Raw genomic sequence first — 16,064 nt, forward strand, 5'->3', positions numbered from 1 at the left:
ATTGATTTTCTGGATGGGACCTATCTGCACGCACGGACGATGGCGAAGCAATCGCCCCGTCTATCCAGCTTTCCGATAGCAGATATTGAGCCAAAGGATTTTCTCCGCCGCCCGGCACTCGATAGCAGGACTGTGAGAAGAGTTTCTGGAGAGGCATGGCATCATGATTTCGGGCAAACGGATATTGATCGTCGGCGGAGGCATTGGCGGCATGGCCGCTGCGATCCGTTTGGGCGAACTGGGCGGCAAGGTCACGCTGATCGACATCGATCCGGAATGGCGGGTCTATGGCGCGGGAATCACGATCACCGGCCCCACGCTACGCGCCTATAGGCGCCTTGGCCTGCTCGACGCGATCAAGGAAGAAGGCGCAATCGCGAAGGGATCGACGATCTTTCGCTATGACGGGCTGCGGTTGCAGCAACTGGACGAACCAGCGCTGGAGGAAGGGCTTCCTGCGACCGGCGGGATCATGCGGCCCAAATTGCACCGCATCATGCAGGCGCGGGTCAAGGCGCTGGATACCGATATTCGCTTGGGCCTGTCGGTCAGCGCGCTCGAAAACCGCGATGACGGCGTGAACGTGACCTTCACCGACGGGACGCAAGAGCGCTTTGACCTGGTGGTCGGCGCGGACAGCATCTACTCGGCGGTGCGGCGCATGGCCTTCCCGCACATGGCGGAGGCGCAGCCCACCGGCCAGGGATGCTGGCGGGTATCGATGAAGCGCCCGCCGACGCTGGAGAGCGGGGAGATTTATCTGGGCCATCGCTATCCTGCCGGCATCAATCGCTGTGCACAGGACATGGTCTATCTGTGGATGCTCACCCCGCACGAACATCGCGAGGCCCATTTTACCGACGAGGAACTGTTCACCCGGTTGCAGGACAATATGGCCGATTTCGGCGGCAACATCGCGTGGGTGCGGGAGAATATGACCCGTAACGACTGGATCAACTATCGCCCGCTGGCCGCTGCCTTGCAGCCTGGCCCGTGGCATATGGGGCATATCGTGCTTTTGGGCGATGCCGTCCATGCGACCACGCCGCACATGGCGTCGGGCGCGGGCATGGCGGTGGAAAGCGCGCTGGTGCTGGCGGAGGAACTGGACCGGGCGGACACCGTGGAGGACGGCCTGGTCGCCTATGAAGCGCGGCGTTACGAGCGCTGCCGCCATGTGGTCGAAACCAGCATCGCCGTCGGCAAGATGCAGCTGGCGGGCGATCCGCCTGAATCTATCGGCGCGGCGCTTGGCGCGGGACTGCACCGACTGGCGGACGATTATTGAGCGCGGCGAAAGGCCCGGCGGCAGGAGCCGCCGGGCCTTTGCTTATTCGGCGGTCCAGCCTCCGTCGACGACCAGGCTGGTGCCTGTCATCAGGGCACTGGCATCCGAGGCGAGGAAGACCACCGCCCCCATCAGATCCTCGACCGTGCCGAGCCGCCCCAGTTTGATCTTGTCGAGCACGCTGGCAAGAAACGCCTTGTCCTCGAAAAAGGGCCGCGTCATCGGGGTTTCGATGAAGGTCGGGGCGATCGTGTTGGACCGGATGCCGTGCGGCGCTAGGTCCAGCGCCATCGCCTTGCTCAGCCCCTCCAGCCCCCATTTGGACGCGCAATAGAGCGAGCGGCGCGGGCCGCCGACATGGCCCATTTGCGACCCCATATGGATGATCGATCCGCGCAGGCCCGCATCGATCATGCCCCGCGCCACGATCTGTGCGACAAAGAAGGCGGCGCGCAAGTTGAGGCCGAGCACCGCGTCATAATCCTCCTCACTCACCTCGGTGAACGGCTTGGGGCGATTGGTCCCGGCATTGTTGAGCAGAATGTCGAACGGGGCGACCGCGCCGAGCGCAGCGGTCATGCCCGCCACATCGTTGACGTCGATACGGACCGCCTCCGCCTGCCCGCCCGCGGTGCGGATCGCCTCCGCCGCGGCCGTGATCTCCTCCCCGCTGCGGGCGGCAAGCGTCACATGGGCACCCGCCTGCGCCAGCGCGGCGGCAGATGCGAGGCCGATACCCCGCCCTGCCCCCGTCACCAGCGCGCGCCTGCCATCCAGCCGGAAGCTGGGCGTCGTTGGCAAAGCCTCCATCGTCAGGCGGCCGTCGCCGGCGTGGGTTCGGCCGCCCCGGCATAGGGGACGTCGCGGCCGCCATAGCGGCGGACACGGATGTTCGCCTGCTCACCATGACCGGCAAAGCCTTCGAGCGCGCAGAGACGGCTGCAATATTCGCCGACCAGCGCGGATGCTTCGTCGGTCATAACCTTCTGATAGGTGCAAGTCTTGATGAACTTGCCGACCCACAGCCCGCCGGTGTAGCGCGCCGCCTTCTTCGTCGGCAGCGTGTGGTTGGTGCCGATGACCTTGTCGCCAAAGCTGACATTGGTGCGCGATCCCAGGAACAGCGCGCCGTAATTGGTCATGTTCTTGAGGAAATAGTCGGGATCGGCGGTCATCACCTGGACATGTTCCGACGCCAGATCATCGGCGATGCGGACCATTTCCGCATTATCCTCGGCCACGATCACTTCGCCGAAGGTCTCCCATGCCTTGCGCGCATAATCGGCGGTGGGCAGGATCCGGAGCAGCCGCTCGACCTCCTTCATCGTCTCGCGCGCCAGCCTTTCCGACGTGGTCAGCAGCACGGCGGGGCTATCCGGCCCATGTTCGGCCTGGCCGAGCAGGTCGGTGGCGGCCAGTTCCGCGTCGCAGCCGATCTCGTCGGCAATCACCAGCGTCTCGGTCGGCCCGGCGAACAGGTCGATACCGACCCGGCCGTAAAGCTGGCGCTTGGCTTCGGCGACGAAGGCGTTGCCCGGCCCGACGAGAATATCGACCGGGTCGATGCTCTGGGTGCCGAGCGCCATCGCGCCTACCGCCTGGATACCGCCCAGCGCATAGATGGCGTCCGCGCCCGCCATGGCCTGCGCCGCCACGATCGCGCGGGCGGGCTGGCCCTGGAAGGGCGGCGCGCAGGTGATGACGCGCTTCACGCCTGCAACCTTCGCGGTGATGACCGACATATGGGCCGAAGCGAGCAGCGGATATTTGCCCCCCGGCACATAGCAGCCGGCGGAGTTGAGCGGCAGATTTCTGTGGCCCAGGATCACGCCCGGCATCGTCTCGACCTCGACGTCATGCAGGCTGTCGCGCTGGATCTGCGCGAAGTTGCGAACTTGGGTCTGGGCAAATTCGATGTCCTTGCGCTCCTGCGGCGACAAGCTGTCGACGCAGGCGTCGATTTCCGCCTGGCTCAGGCGATAATCGTCCCGCTCCCAGCCATCGAACTTGATCGAGAGGTCGCGCACCGCTGCGTCGCCCCGCTGTTCGATGTCGGCCAGCGTCGCTTCGACGATATCGCGGACCTTCCGGTCGGCATCGGCCTTCGCCTGTGCGGTCGCGCCGCGCTTGAGATATAATGCCATATGTTCGTCCTTCTTGTGGGGCCATCCAAGCCCGAAATTGAGTCAGAATCCGTCGATCGCGGTTTCGATGTGGAAGACCTCAGGCGTCGCCTTGAAGAAGAGGCCAGCAAGAGCGCGCCAGGCCTGGAAGCCGTCGGACGCGCGGAAATCGACCATATGCGCGTCGACGCTGTCCCAACCCACCACCAACAGGTAGTGGCCCGGCCGATCGACCGCGCGCTCCAGCGCGAAGCTGCGGCACCCGGGCGCTGCGCGGAAATGCGGCTGCGCCTGCGCGACGGCCGCCTCGAAATCGGCGGCCTGGGCCGGATCGATGTCGATCCGAGCAATCTCCTTGATCATGTCCATTCCTTCCTTCGTCGGATCACCAGGCGGTCGCGCCCGCATCGACCGCCATGTCGGCACCGGTCACGTAGCGGGCTTCGTCCGAAGCCAGCCACAGCGCGCACCAGCCGATGTCGTCGGGTTCGCCCAGCCGCTTGAGCATGTTCTTCTCCAGCACCTTCGCCTCGAACGCAGGGTTTTCGGCCAGATGGCGCCCCGTCGCCGCGGTGCGGATGAAGCCGGGCGCGATGCTGTTGGCACGGATGTTATGTGGCGCGCCCTCCATGGCGAGCTGGCGAGTCATCGCCAACACCCCGCCCTTGCCGGCGCAATGGGCGAGCGCAGGAGAGCCGTCGAGCGCGTGGCGGGCATTGGCCGATGCGAAATTGATGATGGAGGCATGGCCGCTCGCCTTGAGCCAAGGCCAGGCGGCGCGGGTCGCGAGGAAGACGATGTCGAGTTCGCCGCCGAGCGTCGCCCTCCAGTCGGCATAGGAGAGGGTCTCGATCCAATCGAAGATGGCGAAAGCGGCGGCGTTGACGAGGATGTCGATGCGGCCATGATCGGCGCCGATCCGGTTGAACAGCACATCGGTCGCGGCTTCGTCCAGCAGGTCGCAACTCTCGTCTGCGCCTGCCCGATCGACGCCGATGACCCGAGCGCCTTCCGCTGCAAAGATGCGCGCGCAGCCATGCCCGATGCCATGGGCCGCGCCCGTAACGACCGCCACCTTGCCCTTCAGCCGATCAACCATGGACGATCATGCCTTCCACCGGCTGCGCGCCGCGACGGAGCGGCGCGACAAGCGCGATGCCTGCGCCGACCAGCGCACCGATCGACATCAGCAGGAACGCCCCCATCAAGCCGCCGGCCTGACGCCCCAAGAGCGTGACGACGACCGGGCTGAGAAATTGGCCGAAGGCGAAAGCGCTCTGCCACATGCCTGCACCCCGTCCGCGTATCTCGAACGACAGCAGGCTCATAGACCAGACCAGCAGCGTGGGCAGCAGCAGGCCGGCGCCAACCTGATTGAGGAAGCAGCCGACAAGGAAAGGCGTCGAGCCCTTTGCCAGTGCCATGGTCGCGAAGCCCGCCGCCAGCAGAGCAAATTCGATGAGGAGCAGGCGACGAATGGGCCAGCGGCCGATGCGGGAATAGACGAAGGTGCCAAGTGGCACCCCGATGCTGGCGATCGACGTCAGGAGGCCGATGCGGGCGGGATCGGTAAGGCCCAGGTGCACCAGCCCCGACGATGCCTGGATCTGCACCGTGTAGAAGAAGATCGATCCATAGACCGTGATCGCCAGGATCATCATCATGCGCCGCCAGGGGAAGCCCCCATCAGCGACAGGCGCCGCCACCGCCGCGGGACCGCTACGCTCCCCCGTTGGCTCCCAGGTGAAGCGCAGCACCAGCGCGAACATCACCAGCGCGGACGCATAGACCCAGAAGGGCATACGCCAACCGAACGCGCCAAGCTGCCCTCCGATGTTGAAGAAGAGCAAGGCCGACAAGGACGCGAAGGCGGTCTGTCCCGCCAGCCATTTGTCGCGCGCCGCGCCCGTGAAATAGTCGCCGATCAGCGTCGTGGACAATACCATGATCAGCGCCTCGGAGATGCCCACGCCGACGCGCGATACCAGGATGACAGGGAGGCTGGTGAGGAAGACCGGCGCAACGCCGGTCAGCGCATAGAGCAGGAAGGCGGCCAACAGCAGGCGGCGGCGGCCGAAATGGTCCCCCAGCAATCCGGCTATCGGCGAGAGGAACGCCACGCAGAGCGCCGGGACCGTCAGGATCATCGGCACCCAGAATTCAAATCCCGGAACCGCGCGATATTCGTGCAGCAGTTGCGGCAGGATCGGCGCAAGCAGCACGATCGCCATGGTCGACAGGGTGATCGGCAACAGCAGCGCGATCCCGGTCAACGGGCCGGGCATAGGGTCGGAAGCGGTCAGGCCTGCCATACTGCTAATCGCTCCGCCGCAATATGATGCAAGCGCGCATCGTCGTTCCCCTCCGCGGTTTTTCTGGACCTAGGATCATGCCGCGGTGCCATCCGGTCAAACCGAAAGGATCAAATCGACCTATTCATGGAAGTGCGTCGCGATCCGGGCGCTTGCAACATGTCGGCATCGCGGCGAATGTCCCGCCATGTCATCCCCCACTTCCGTCTCTCCACCTGCCACCAACGGCAAGCACCGCGCCGCCGACGCGCGCAAGGCCGCGCTGATCCATCATGCACGCGAACAAATGGCCATGCATGGAACTCAGAACGCAAGCCTCAACGACATCATCCGACTCGCCGGGGGATCGAAGGCCACGGTCGTCAAATATTTCGGGAACAAGGCAGGCCTGTTCGCTGCGGCCATGGCCCTCACGGCGCGTGAGGTAATGGCGGGCCTGACACTGGACACCGGGGCAGAGGACCGGCTGGAGCCTGCGCTTCAGAGCCTGCTGCGCGGGTTGCTCGCCTTTTACCTGCGGCCGGACTCACTGACAGTCTATCGCGGCGTGATCGCGTCGGCCGATGCGGCCGAGGGATTGGGTGACAGCTTCTATCGTGAGGCGCATCTGCTGGTGGTAGACGAAGTTGCGACCTTCTTGTCGAAATGGATCGGACGAGGCATCCGCGCCGAAATCGACCTGCATGACAGCGCCGGACGCCTGACCCACATGATCCGCAGCGATCTTTATGAGCGGCGACTGCTGGGATTGATTCCGCCCCCAGATGAGGCGGCAATCGCACGCCAAGCCGCCACGACGGCAGCCCTTTTCCTGAACGGAGTGACGGAAGGCGCTGCGCCAGCCTGAGACCCCTCTTGACTTGCTCCGAAAACAAAGTGTACCAATGGTACATAATATGGCCGGGCCTGCCCGGTGGGATGAGGAGTATGTCATGGCCTATCTTAAAAACGCCTGGTATGTCGCCGCCTGGGACCATGAGGTGCCCGAAGGCGGCCTGCTCTCCCGCCGTCTGTTGGGCGACCCGATCCTGTTTTTTCGCGACGAGGCGGGCGCGGTAAAGGCGCTCCATGGCGTTTGCCCGCACCGCTACGCCCCACTCGCACGGGGCAAGCTGGTCGGCGACATGGTCCAGTGCGGCTATCATGGTTTGGGCTTTGGCGCCGACGGCGCGTGCGTCCACAATCCCTTCGGCGCACCGCCCAAGACCATGAGCCTGCGCGCCTATCCGGTCATCGAGCTGCACAGCGCGATCTGGATCTGGATGGGCGAAGCGGACCGCGCCGACCCGGCGCTCATCCCCGATTTCGCCTTCAATGATCCTGAGGCGGCCTGGGTGGGCAAGGGCTATCTGAACGTCAAGGCGGGCTACGAACTGGAGATCGAGAATATTCTGGACCTGAGCCATGTCCAGTTCCTGCATCCGACCACGCTCGGCAGCGACAAGGTGTCCGAAGGCGTCTACACCTGGAAGCAGGAAGGTGACGAAGTCTGGTCGAACCGCGACATCCATGGCGAAATGATGACGCCCGAACTGGCGGAAGCCATGGGGATCGATCCTAACGCGCTGGCCGACCGTTGGATCAACGTCCGCTGGAACGCGCCGGCCAACTTGGCGATCTTCGCCGGTGCAGTGACGAGCGGCCGTCCAAAGGCGGAAGGCCGGGAAGCGCCGACGGCGCACCTGTTCACCCCGGAAACGGCAACCAGTTCGCACTACTGGTATTCGATCGCCTTTCCCAAGGCGATGGGTCCGATCGGCGACCAGATGGCACAGGAGCAGGTCCGCTTCCTGAGCGTTCCATTCGAACTGGAAGACCTGCCCATGCTCGAAGATCAGCAGGCCAATATCGGCGACCGCGATTTCCGCAAGATGAAACTGGGCTGGCTTCCTGGCGACGCGGCGGGCGCGCGGGCGCGCAATCTCCTTTATGCGCGCATAGATGCAGAAGTCGCGGAAAGAGAAAAGGCGACGGAAATTGCTTGACGACGCTCGATCACATCGTTGCTGGCACCAACTCTGATGGGGGACCGGCCTTTTCCCTTCCCTTGGCCCGAAGGTGACCGCTCGACGCTGGCAGGCTGGGTCGGCCAGGCAGCGTGCTGCTCGAACCGATCATCAGCCACATCCGTGAGGTCGGGCTGACCGCCTCGAAGATCCATGCCGACCATATGCCGGTCCCCATGCTTGGCCCGGGCCGTGGCAAGACGGCGACCGGCAGGCTCTGGGTCTACGCCGTTGACGATCGCGGCTCTGGTGCCACGCCGCCGGCTCTGGGCTGGTACGGGTTCACCACCGATTGCCCCGGCACAAATCCTCAGCGGCAACCGGCCGACTTCACCGGTTATCTGCAGGCCGATGGCCATGCCTGCTATGACAGTTCTACGATACCAACCGTGTCCCCGCGGTTGCTTGCTCGTCGCATTTTCGGAGCAAGATATTCCACATGCATGCGACCAAGCCGACCCTGCTCACCACCGATCTGCTGGAGCGTATCGGTGCTCCACGCGCGGCAGATGAGCGTGCCTCGCCCTTGAGCTTTTCAAGGGCCAGTTCAACCAGCGCGACTGACATGCCTGAAAAACCAGCAACACCGTGAGACGACGGAGCGATTGGGTACAAAAATGCACCATGCCGAGAAATTCTTGACCAGCCGGGCGTATCGGGTGTCGATGGCGCCGTTGATCTCGAGATGGCCAAACATGCGCTCGATGCAATTGCACTGTTTGTAGAGCGGCAAGTCATGTTCGATTTTCGCACTGCGTTTTGATCGACTGGCCCGCTCGGTGAAACGGAGAGAAACAGAACCGGGCGTTCCTCTCCGAAATCGCGATTTCCTCCGTCGCCTCAAGCAATTGTGTCAGAACGAATTGCGGAAGGTGATGCCGATGCGCCGGTCCTGCGAGTAGATTTCGTAGGGACGATGCTCTTCGCCGTAATACGTCGGCATCGTCGTTCCGTTGATGTTGACTGCGTCGATCGTGAGGCTCGTCTGCTCGGTAAAATTGAAAGTCAGCGAGGCATCGAGCTGTCCGTATGGCTTGGCGAAGATGGGGGCCGACCCCGCACCAGCCGCCGCCGTGGTCACGACATAGGTATCGCGCCAGTTATAGGCCACCCGCGCCGAAACGATCCCCTTCTCGAACAGGCCGACGAGGTTGTAGCTGTTCTTCGAAAGCCCGGTGAGCGGCACCGATTCTCCCGAAACCGGCCCCGGCGCGGAACTGTCTACGTAGGTATAGTTCGCCTGGACTCCGAGACCGTCGAACGGGGCGGGCAGAAAGTCGAAGAACTTCGTGACGCCGGCCTCGAAGCCCTTGACCGTTCCCTTGGGGCCGTTCTGCGGACGCGTGATCTGGTAGACGACGCCGTCGATCGTCTCGGGCTGGGTGACGTTCTGGAGGAAACCCTTAACATCCTTGTAGAAGCCGGCCAGATAGATGATCCCGCCCTTGCCGATGTAGCGCTCTACCGAAACGTCGTAATTGACGGCTGTGAACGGCTTGATCGCGGGATTGCCGGCAGTGCCCGTCCCGTAGTTCGGATTAACCGTGACGATCGGGTTGAGTGTCCCGAACCCTACCCGGCTCAGCGACTTCGATGCCGCGGCGCGCACCACGAGGTTGGATCCCAGGTTCGCGTGAATGTTGAACGTGGGCAGATATTTCGTGTTCTTGCCGCCGAGGGTGATCTTGTTGAACGTGCCGTCGGCCGCGGTTTCGAACGCGTATACTTCCTGCTTAGTATTGACGGCCCTGAGGCCCGCCGTCGCGCCAACTTCGACCGAACCGATATCGAGGCCGAGATCGGCCGTCACGTAGCCTGCGATGAAGCGCTGATCGGTTCCCTTGGCGCGGCCGGGGCTGGCGGTCGGCTCGCAATTGCCTATCTGCAGAATCGTGCAAAGGCGCTCGCTGTCACGAATGAGGCTCGGGTTGACGCTGACGAACGAGCCGAACGTCGGTGAGTTGGCGATCGAGTAAAGGCTGCTGTCGATCTGGTCGAGCGAGACGCCCTTCAATGGCCCCGAGTAGAACGTGTACCAGCCGGTCTCGTCATAGGACGACGACGTGTAGCGACCGCCGAAATTGATCTTGCGCAGAAGCCCGGTGTCGCTGACGCGGTAATGCGCATCGAAGCGGACGGCCTTTTCCTTGTCCTTGCGGGGCGGATTGCCGAGCTTGTAGAAATAGTTGAACTTGAACAGCGCCGGATTGGACAGGTCTGCCCCGGAAATCTGCCCCGACGGCAGTCCATCAAGGTCGAGATGGAACGCGGGGATCGTTCCCAGCGTCGAGACCTGCCAGTTGTATCCGCCACTGCTGCGCCACGAATAACTGGCATCCAGTTCGGCAGAAAAGCGTTCGCCCTCGTACTTGCCGCCGGCGGCGACCTGATAGCTCTTGGTGTCGTGATCGCCGATGTACGAGAAGGACTCGACCGGGACGTTCTGGAAGTCACCACTGACCAGGTCGCTGGTACCCTCGTAGAACGCGAAGGAGCCGTCCGCCGCGGGCGTGAGGCGGCTGTTGACGTTCTGGCTGCCGACCACGATAGCCCGGCTGTCCTGCCGATCCCTGTAACGCGTATAGCTGCCCTCGACGTACAATTCGAGGTTGGCGCTGGGGGCCCATTGCAACGCCCCCTGCACGCCAAAGCGCGATTTCCACCCGTCGAACGGGTTATCCATAAGACCCACGGGAGCGATCGCCGGCTGGCCGTCGATATTGTCGTAGGCGGCATAAGGCTGCACGGTGTTGCCGGCGCGCGTGAAGTCTACCTTCTGGTATGCCACGTTGAGCAATGCGCCGAACTCGCCCAGCCCGGTGTCCCAGCGATCGCTGATGAGGGCGGACATGCGCGGGTGCACGTTGTTGACCGACTTGTCGTCGGTATTTTCGAAGTAGTTCGCGCCAACGCTGGTGGCTAGTTTGAAGCCCTTGAAATCGAAGGGGCGGCGCGTGCGAATGTTGATAACGCCGCCAAGCCCACCTTCCGGCTGTTCGGCCGAGAAACTCTTGTAGACATCGAGGCCGGCAACCAGTTCGGCCGGAATATCGGCGATCGATGCGTAATAGCTGCGACCATTGAGTTCGACGCGGACATCGGAAAGCCCGCGGATCGCAACGCCGGATCCCTCGCTTTTCGTGCGCGAGACCTGGATGCCGGTGATGCGCTGAAGACTTTCTGCGACGTTGCTGTCGGGAAACTTCCCGATGTCCTCGGCAGCGATGGAATCGACTATCTGATTGGAATTGCGCTTGATGTTCAGCGCCGAGTCCAGGCTGGCCCGGATGCCGGTGACGACGATGTCCGCTCCCTGGGCCGGCACGTCCGCATTACCACCGGATACCGCCCCGGCAGCGCTATCTCCCGATTGGCCGGCATCCTGCGCCTCAGCTGGAACGGCCAGCAGCCCGGAGACGGCTACCGAAACCAGCAGCGCAGCGAGCGAGCGCCGTGCGCCGCGCGCGCCAGAGCCTTGGAAAACCTTTTCAGACATGCATCTACTCCCGATCCTACGCGCTCGCTTTGCGAGCCCCAAAGTGCGACGGCCACGCCCCTGCGGGCAAGGCTCCCCGATTGGTATTGATAACAGCATTATTGCCGGGCGCGATTCATTGCAAGCCGTTTTAGTGATCGATATCAGGAGCGCCCGAAGCTCCTGTCTTTCGCCGATTTTGGCGACCTGCGCGGCAAAATGCTGAATATCATGCACGTTTATAGTTCGGCGCCCGCGATGGTGCTCCCGTTGGGGCACATCACCACGACTTCAGACGTTGCGCGGCCAGCTTCATGCTGATATCGATATCTTAACCAGCGGCGTGTGTCTCGTCGCGCGCTCGACTTGTGGCGCCGAAACTCGGCCTCGACCGGATTCGCGTGCATCGACCAATGAAAACCGTGATGGGAAGATGATGAGAAAGCGTATGGCGAGGCGCGAGGCGATCGGCTTCTCACTCGGGGCGTTCGTGCTGATGACAGCTTCTCCGGCAGCGGCCGAACCCGGGCATCCGTCCGCGGATTCCAAGGACATCCTTCCGGAACTGCTCCCGATGCACCCCCGAATCCTCATTACGGACGAGGAAATGGATCGGGCGCGGAGCATGGCCGCGCACGACAGAGTCTACGCTCGCTTGATCGCGCGAATCATCCGCGAGGCTGAAAGCATTCTGGACGAACCGGTCATCGAATATGCATTAAGCGATGGCGAACGCCCTTCGATGCTGGGAGGTTCGCGCGCTATCATCAGGCATGTGCTGTATACAGCCTTCGCCTGGCGCTGGACGGGCGACCGCCGGTTCGCGGAACGCGCGCGTGCAGAGATGATGGCCGCGGCACGGTTTCCGGAATGGAACCACACCCATTTCCTCGACGTCGCGGAAACGGCTTGCGGGGTCGCCATCGGCTATGACTGGATTTTCCCGTTCCTCAGTCGGGACGAGCGGGCCCTCATCCGCACGGCACTGGTCGAGAAGGCGCTGTTGTGGGGCGATCGGGCCTACCGTGGCAGCGAGGACGAATGGCTCGGCTTTCCGCGCTATAGCTGGAACTGGAATCCGGTCTGCAACGGCGGCCTGCTGGCGGCAGCGCTCGCGGTTGCCGAGGATGAACCATTGCTGGCGCGCGACATCATCGCCGGCGCCACCGCGTCGCTGCCAAGAGCATTGGCCGCGTTCGGACCCGATGGTGGGGGCGGCGAAGGCCCGGTCTACTGGAGCTACGGAATTCTCTACTACGTGCTAAGCGTGGCCATGCTTGAAAGGGCACTGGGCAGTACGATGGGACTGACGAGCACGGATGCTTTCCGGCAGACCGATCAGTATCGATTATGGGTTCAGGGCCCAACCGGCAAAGCCTTCAATTATGGCGACTGCAAGGAGAAGCTCGCGGGCAATGTGGCCTTGGCGTGGCTGGCCCGCAACAACGCGCAACCTGCGACCAGCAGCCTTGCGCGCGAGGAAATGGTCGCCGGGATGGAGGCACCGAAGCTCGACGGCGAGTTCGACAGGTTCTTCCCGCTTTACGCCATCTGGTATCCCGAAGCGCCGGAGCGCGCGAATGCCGCCCTTCCCGCCGCCGTCCACTTCCGCGGAGATGCGGACATCGCCTGCTTCCGCAGCGACTGGAGCAGTCCGGATGCGGCCTATCTCGGTTTCAAGGCGGGCAACAACGCGGCCAACCACACCCATCAGGACCTCGGCTCGTTCGTCCTCGAAGGACAGGGCGTGAGATGGGCATCGGACCTGGGCACGGACAGTTACCAGCTCCCCGGCTATTTCGACGGAAAGACGCCGTCGGGTGCCCGCTATCGCATATTCCGCATCAACACCGCTTCCCACTCCGCCATGATGCCCGAAGGCGTGAACCAGGATCCTTTCGCGCGCGCCGCCATCACCCGCTTCGGCGTCAGACCGCGCGGCGGCTTCGCGATCACCGACCTGACAGCCGCCTATCCCGGCCACGCCGCCAGTATCCAGCGTGGGGTCGACTTCACGGACGGCGGTGGTCTCGTGACCATACGCGACGAGGTTCGCGGCGGCTCGCCGGGAAGCCGATGGCGATGGGCGATGCTTACGCAGGCTCAGATCGCGATCGAGGGTTCGTCTGCGGTGCTGAGCCTCGAAGGCCGATCCATGCGCGTCGTCGCCGACCGCTCCGCGAGCCGCTTCGAGGTGATCGATGCCCGGCCGCCATCGACGGCGCAGAACCCCAATGCGGGATACAGGCTCCTGACCCTTCATACGCAGGCCGACGCAAGCGGCGAACTTGACCTGCAGGTCTCGCTCTTCCCGCTGGGTGGCAGGAAGGCGGCGAGTTCCGCCACCGCGCCATTGTCCGCGTGGACCTGAAGCACGCGACAAAGACCGTCGCAGACGGCACTCCGACGCGACACACACAATGAAAATCGACGCCGGCATCCCGTCATGCGGCGACCAGAGACTTGGAGACGATCTTGCGTAAGACATCCCTCGGCCGGTTCCTAGCTTCCTGCGCAGTGCTGCCGGCTTTCGCGGTCATGGCGCCTGCCCATGCGCAGATCATCGACCAGCTACGCTTCGGCAACCGGGGTTCGGAAAGCGCCCACCACGTCGTCGCTGGAAACAATCCCGCCGGATCGGGGCTGAACGGGGAATCCTTCCGGAAATTGCTGCCGCCCCAGCAGGACGGCTGGGCGGGAGGTTCGATGTCCTTCGACATTGCCGTATCCGCCAACGAGCGAACCTACGTATCTCTTGCCCTTTCGGGAGACGACGCCAATCCCAACCACCTGATCCTGCTTTGCGACGGTAAGCAGATCGGTGCGAGGCTCGGGGGCGAAGTTGACGTTGCCGACATGGGCACGCAGGCGCCGCAGCATCCGGGGCAGTTCGTGTACAACAGCTTCCCCCTGCCGCTTTCCCTGACGCAAGGGCGCAAGTCCCTGTCGTGTCGGCTCGACTCCAGCGGACCGATCTTTCCCTATGGGCAGACGTTCAAGGAATTCCAGCTACCGATGAAGACCGCCACGCGCGGCATCTACGCGATCTACACCCACAAGGGCGGCTTCATCGACCTTCATGCCCCGGTCGGCACCGGTGCACCAGTGGTCGCCAAGACGGCAGCGGAGCAGCCCCCCGGACCCGAGGTCCTCGACCGGCTCAAGGAAAGGGTGAATGCGTCGATCGTCGAGATGCTCGAAAGGAAAGGCGCGCTGCGCCAACCCGAGCTGCAGTTTCTCGCGCGCGCTCGCGAGGTCAGCTGGACGAAGGCGGCGAGCGACCCGCGGGTAATCGGTCGCCTCGTCGACGGCTTCGACGGGTTTTATCGGGCATTCCGGGACAACCCCGGTATCGTGGCATTCGAACCTTCGACATGGAATCCTGAATGGTTCGGCTTCGGCCCGATGGGCGACGTGCTGTCGCGTCACCCGGACTGGTTCGCGGCCTATCTCGACAAGCCCGTCACGGGCCTGTCGGGCGCGGAAATCCGCCGGCGGGAAGCCTGGTCCGACATGCTCGTCGCCAGCCGCGAGGAACACCGCCACAACCGCCGCTTCTATTCCAACCAGTCGCAGATCGTGGACACCTACGGGATCTACCTGTGCAATCGCGGTGTCCGGGCGATCGCCCCTGCTCGCGCGATGCCGGAAGAGCAGGCGCTGGACTATTTGTACCAGTCGGTGGGGCTGGCACCCTGGCGCGGCGACGATGCGCTTGGCGGCGGTTCGACGTACGTCGCGAGCGGCCCGGATGGAACGATGCGCCGTGCCTACTCGGTCGCCCCGGACTATCGGCAGGTAACGCCCACGGGCCTGACGCGCGAACTGGGTTATGTCGGCAATTACGGCGAGACGCTCGACTGGATATCGGCCATGTACGATGCGACGCGGCCGGCGCCGGGACAGCCGGGCGACGCACTCATTCTTGCACAACTGACCAAGATGGCCCGCGCCCGCGGCCATTTCCGCTATCCCGTCGTCGATGATGCCGGGCATCGGGTGGTCCGCCTCGAAGCCGTGGTGGGATGGCGCGACAACAAGTATCCCGGTGACGTCGCCTATGCGCAAAGGCCCGGCTGGGACGGGACGGCATTTCAGGCCGCCACGATCACCCGTGACCCTCCCATTGTCGCCTATGCGCAGCAGATGCTGGAGGACGGGCAGTATTTCGCGCAAATCGCGGCGAAGATGGAAACCGCGGGCAGTCGCGTCACCGCCAGCCTGCTTGCCATCCCGGACGAATACGAGGCGATCCGCAGCCTGCCACGCCAGCCGTTCCAGCTCCCGATGTCACAGGGCCAGCCCGACTTCACCTTCTCCGATCCGCGCGTCGGCGTGGTGGCGGTGAAGCGTGGCGAGGAACGCTTCTTCATCTCGTTGTACTGGCGCGCGAGCCACGCGGTAAACAGCCTGGCGAAGGTCCATCTGATTCGCCCCGACGGCGAATGGAACGCCACGATCCACGAGGATGACGTCAGGTTCGCTGACAGCGGCCTGCGCATCGTCAAGCCCTCGAACGTGAACCCGGGCTTCAACAACGGCCTCGACATCGCGTACCCGGGGATCGTGGCCGCCGACGCGGGCGAAGCCCTGCCAATCGCGCGGCCACCGCGCGGCGTGATCCTCAAGGCCGGGGACGATAGTCCTTACGCCGGGCGGGCGGGGTTCTATGCGGCCAGTTATGCCGGCTACACCATCGCCATGAACATGAGTGACGAAGACACGCATGCTTTCGTGACCCCCGCATATCCGACGAAGGACCTGACCAGCGGCGAGATTTTTGCCGCCGGCAGCAAGATCGCGCTCGCCCCTCAGTCGACGCGCATCCTCTTCAAGCAATGACGGCGCGGAAAGGTCAGC

The 16,064-nt window shown here is 63.7% G+C and carries 12 protein-coding genes and 1 pseudogene; 7 read left to right on the forward strand and 6 right to left on the reverse strand.

The window, feature by feature from the left end:
• Positions 1–163 precede the first annotated feature (163 nt).
• The gene (locus tag ACFFDA_RS02265; RefSeq protein WP_404477972.1) at positions 164–1,288 is read left to right on the forward strand and encodes an FAD-dependent monooxygenase; all 1,125 of its coding nucleotides are present in this window, start codon (positions 164–166) and stop codon (positions 1,286–1,288) included.
• A 42-nt stretch (positions 1,289–1,330) separates the two neighbouring features.
• Here the strand turns inward: ACFFDA_RS02265 and ACFFDA_RS02270 are convergent, their stop codons facing one another.
• From ACFFDA_RS02270 to ACFFDA_RS02290, 5 genes are read right to left on the reverse strand one after another with little or no spacing between them, the layout of a single operon-like run.
• Positions 1,331–2,098 (reverse strand): SDR family NAD(P)-dependent oxidoreductase, encoded by a 768-nt coding sequence (locus ACFFDA_RS02270; RefSeq protein ID WP_404477973.1) that lies wholly within the window; start codon positions 2,096–2,098, stop codon positions 1,331–1,333.
• Between the two features lie 2 nt (positions 2,099–2,100).
• On the reverse strand, positions 2,101–3,432 hold the full coding sequence (gene hisD / locus ACFFDA_RS02275) for a histidinol dehydrogenase (RefSeq protein WP_404477974.1): 1,332 nt from the start codon (positions 3,430–3,432) through the stop codon (positions 2,101–2,103).
• Between the two features lie 42 nt (positions 3,433–3,474).
• Positions 3,475–3,774 (reverse strand): antibiotic biosynthesis monooxygenase family protein, encoded by a 300-nt coding sequence (locus ACFFDA_RS02280; protein ID WP_404477975.1) that lies wholly within the window; start codon positions 3,772–3,774, stop codon positions 3,475–3,477.
• A gap of 22 nt (positions 3,775–3,796) precedes the next feature.
• Positions 3,797–4,510 carry an SDR family NAD(P)-dependent oxidoreductase gene (locus ACFFDA_RS02285; protein WP_404477976.1) on the reverse strand — a complete coding sequence of 238 codons (714 nt, stop codon included), beginning with the start codon at positions 4,508–4,510 and terminating at the stop codon, positions 3,797–3,799.
• Positions 4,503–5,723, reverse strand: a complete 1,221-nt coding sequence (locus tag ACFFDA_RS02290; RefSeq protein ID WP_404477977.1) for an MFS transporter — start codon at positions 5,721–5,723, stop codon at positions 4,503–4,505. Before ACFFDA_RS02290 ends, ACFFDA_RS02285 begins: the two co-directional genes overlap by 8 nt.
• Before the next feature lie 187 nt (positions 5,724–5,910).
• Between ACFFDA_RS02290 and ACFFDA_RS02295 the strand changes: the two genes are divergently transcribed.
• From ACFFDA_RS02295 to ACFFDA_RS02310, 4 genes and pseudogenes are all read left to right on the forward strand, one after another.
• A complete protein-coding gene (locus tag ACFFDA_RS02295) occupies positions 5,911–6,570 on the forward strand; it encodes a TetR/AcrR family transcriptional regulator C-terminal domain-containing protein (RefSeq protein ID WP_404477978.1) in 660 nt (219 codons plus the stop codon).
• A gap of 85 nt (positions 6,571–6,655) precedes the next feature.
• Positions 6,656–7,708, forward strand: coding sequence for a Rieske 2Fe-2S domain-containing protein (locus ACFFDA_RS02300; protein ID WP_404477979.1), 1,053 nt, complete (start codon positions 6,656–6,658; stop codon positions 7,706–7,708).
• Between the two features lie 113 nt (positions 7,709–7,821).
• Positions 7,822–8,046, forward strand: a pseudogene (locus tag ACFFDA_RS02305) (transposase); the annotation flags it as partial.
• Between the two features lie 122 nt (positions 8,047–8,168).
• Entirely contained in the window at positions 8,169–8,321 is a 153-nt protein-coding gene (locus ACFFDA_RS02310) for a hypothetical protein (protein ID WP_404478327.1), read from the forward strand.
• Positions 8,322–8,582: 261 nt separating this feature from the next.
• Here ACFFDA_RS02310 and ACFFDA_RS02315 read toward each other — a convergent pair whose 3' ends face one another.
• Positions 8,583–11,441: a TonB-dependent receptor gene (locus ACFFDA_RS02315; RefSeq protein WP_404477980.1), complete on the reverse strand. Its 2,859-nt coding sequence runs from the start codon at positions 11,439–11,441 to the stop codon at positions 8,583–8,585.
• A 211-nt stretch (positions 11,442–11,652) separates the two neighbouring features.
• Between ACFFDA_RS02315 and ACFFDA_RS02320 the strand changes: the two genes are divergently transcribed.
• Both ACFFDA_RS02320 and ACFFDA_RS02325 read left to right on the forward strand, forming a co-directional pair.
• Positions 11,653–13,575 (forward strand): heparinase II/III family protein, encoded by a 1,923-nt coding sequence (locus tag ACFFDA_RS02320; protein ID WP_404477981.1) that lies wholly within the window; start codon positions 11,653–11,655, stop codon positions 13,573–13,575.
• Positions 13,576–13,679: 104 nt separating this feature from the next.
• The gene (locus ACFFDA_RS02325) at positions 13,680–16,046 is read left to right on the forward strand and encodes a hypothetical protein (RefSeq protein ID WP_404477982.1); all 2,367 of its coding nucleotides are present in this window, start codon (positions 13,680–13,682) and stop codon (positions 16,044–16,046) included.
• Positions 16,047–16,064 lie beyond the last annotated feature (18 nt).

The organism is Novosphingobium sp. BL-52-GroH, assembly GCF_044813085.1.
GTDB lineage: Bacteria > Pseudomonadota > Alphaproteobacteria > Sphingomonadales > Sphingomonadaceae > Novosphingobium.

Excerpts from the sequence above, each read along its gene's own strand:
- ACFFDA_RS02265 (WP_404477972.1), top strand. The coding sequence starts at position 164 with ATGATTTCGGGCAAACGGATATTGATCGTCGGCGGAGGCATTGGCGGC.
- ACFFDA_RS02270 (WP_404477973.1), bottom strand. The coding sequence starts at position 2,098 with ATGGAGGCTTTGCCAACGACGCCCAGCTTCCGGCTGGATGGCAGGCGC.
- hisD (WP_404477974.1), bottom strand. The coding sequence starts at position 3,432 with ATGGCATTATATCTCAAGCGCGGCGCGACCGCACAGGCGAAGGCCGAT.
- ACFFDA_RS02280 (WP_404477975.1), bottom strand. The coding sequence starts at position 3,774 with ATGATCAAGGAGATTGCTCGGATCGACATCGATCCGGCCCAGGCCGCC.
- ACFFDA_RS02285 (WP_404477976.1), bottom strand. The coding sequence starts at position 4,510 with ATGGTTGATCGGCTGAAGGGCAAGGTGGCGGTCGTTACGGGCGCGGCC.
- ACFFDA_RS02290 (WP_404477977.1), bottom strand. The coding sequence starts at position 5,723 with ATGGCAGGCCTGACCGCTTCCGACCCTATGCCCGGCCCGTTGACCGGG.
- ACFFDA_RS02295 (WP_404477978.1), top strand. The coding sequence starts at position 5,911 with ATGTCATCCCCCACTTCCGTCTCTCCACCTGCCACCAACGGCAAGCAC.
- ACFFDA_RS02300 (WP_404477979.1), top strand. The coding sequence starts at position 6,656 with ATGGCCTATCTTAAAAACGCCTGGTATGTCGCCGCCTGGGACCATGAG.
- ACFFDA_RS02310 (WP_404478327.1), top strand. The coding sequence starts at position 8,169 with ATGCATGCGACCAAGCCGACCCTGCTCACCACCGATCTGCTGGAGCGT.
- ACFFDA_RS02320 (WP_404477981.1), top strand. The coding sequence starts at position 11,653 with ATGGCGAGGCGCGAGGCGATCGGCTTCTCACTCGGGGCGTTCGTGCTG.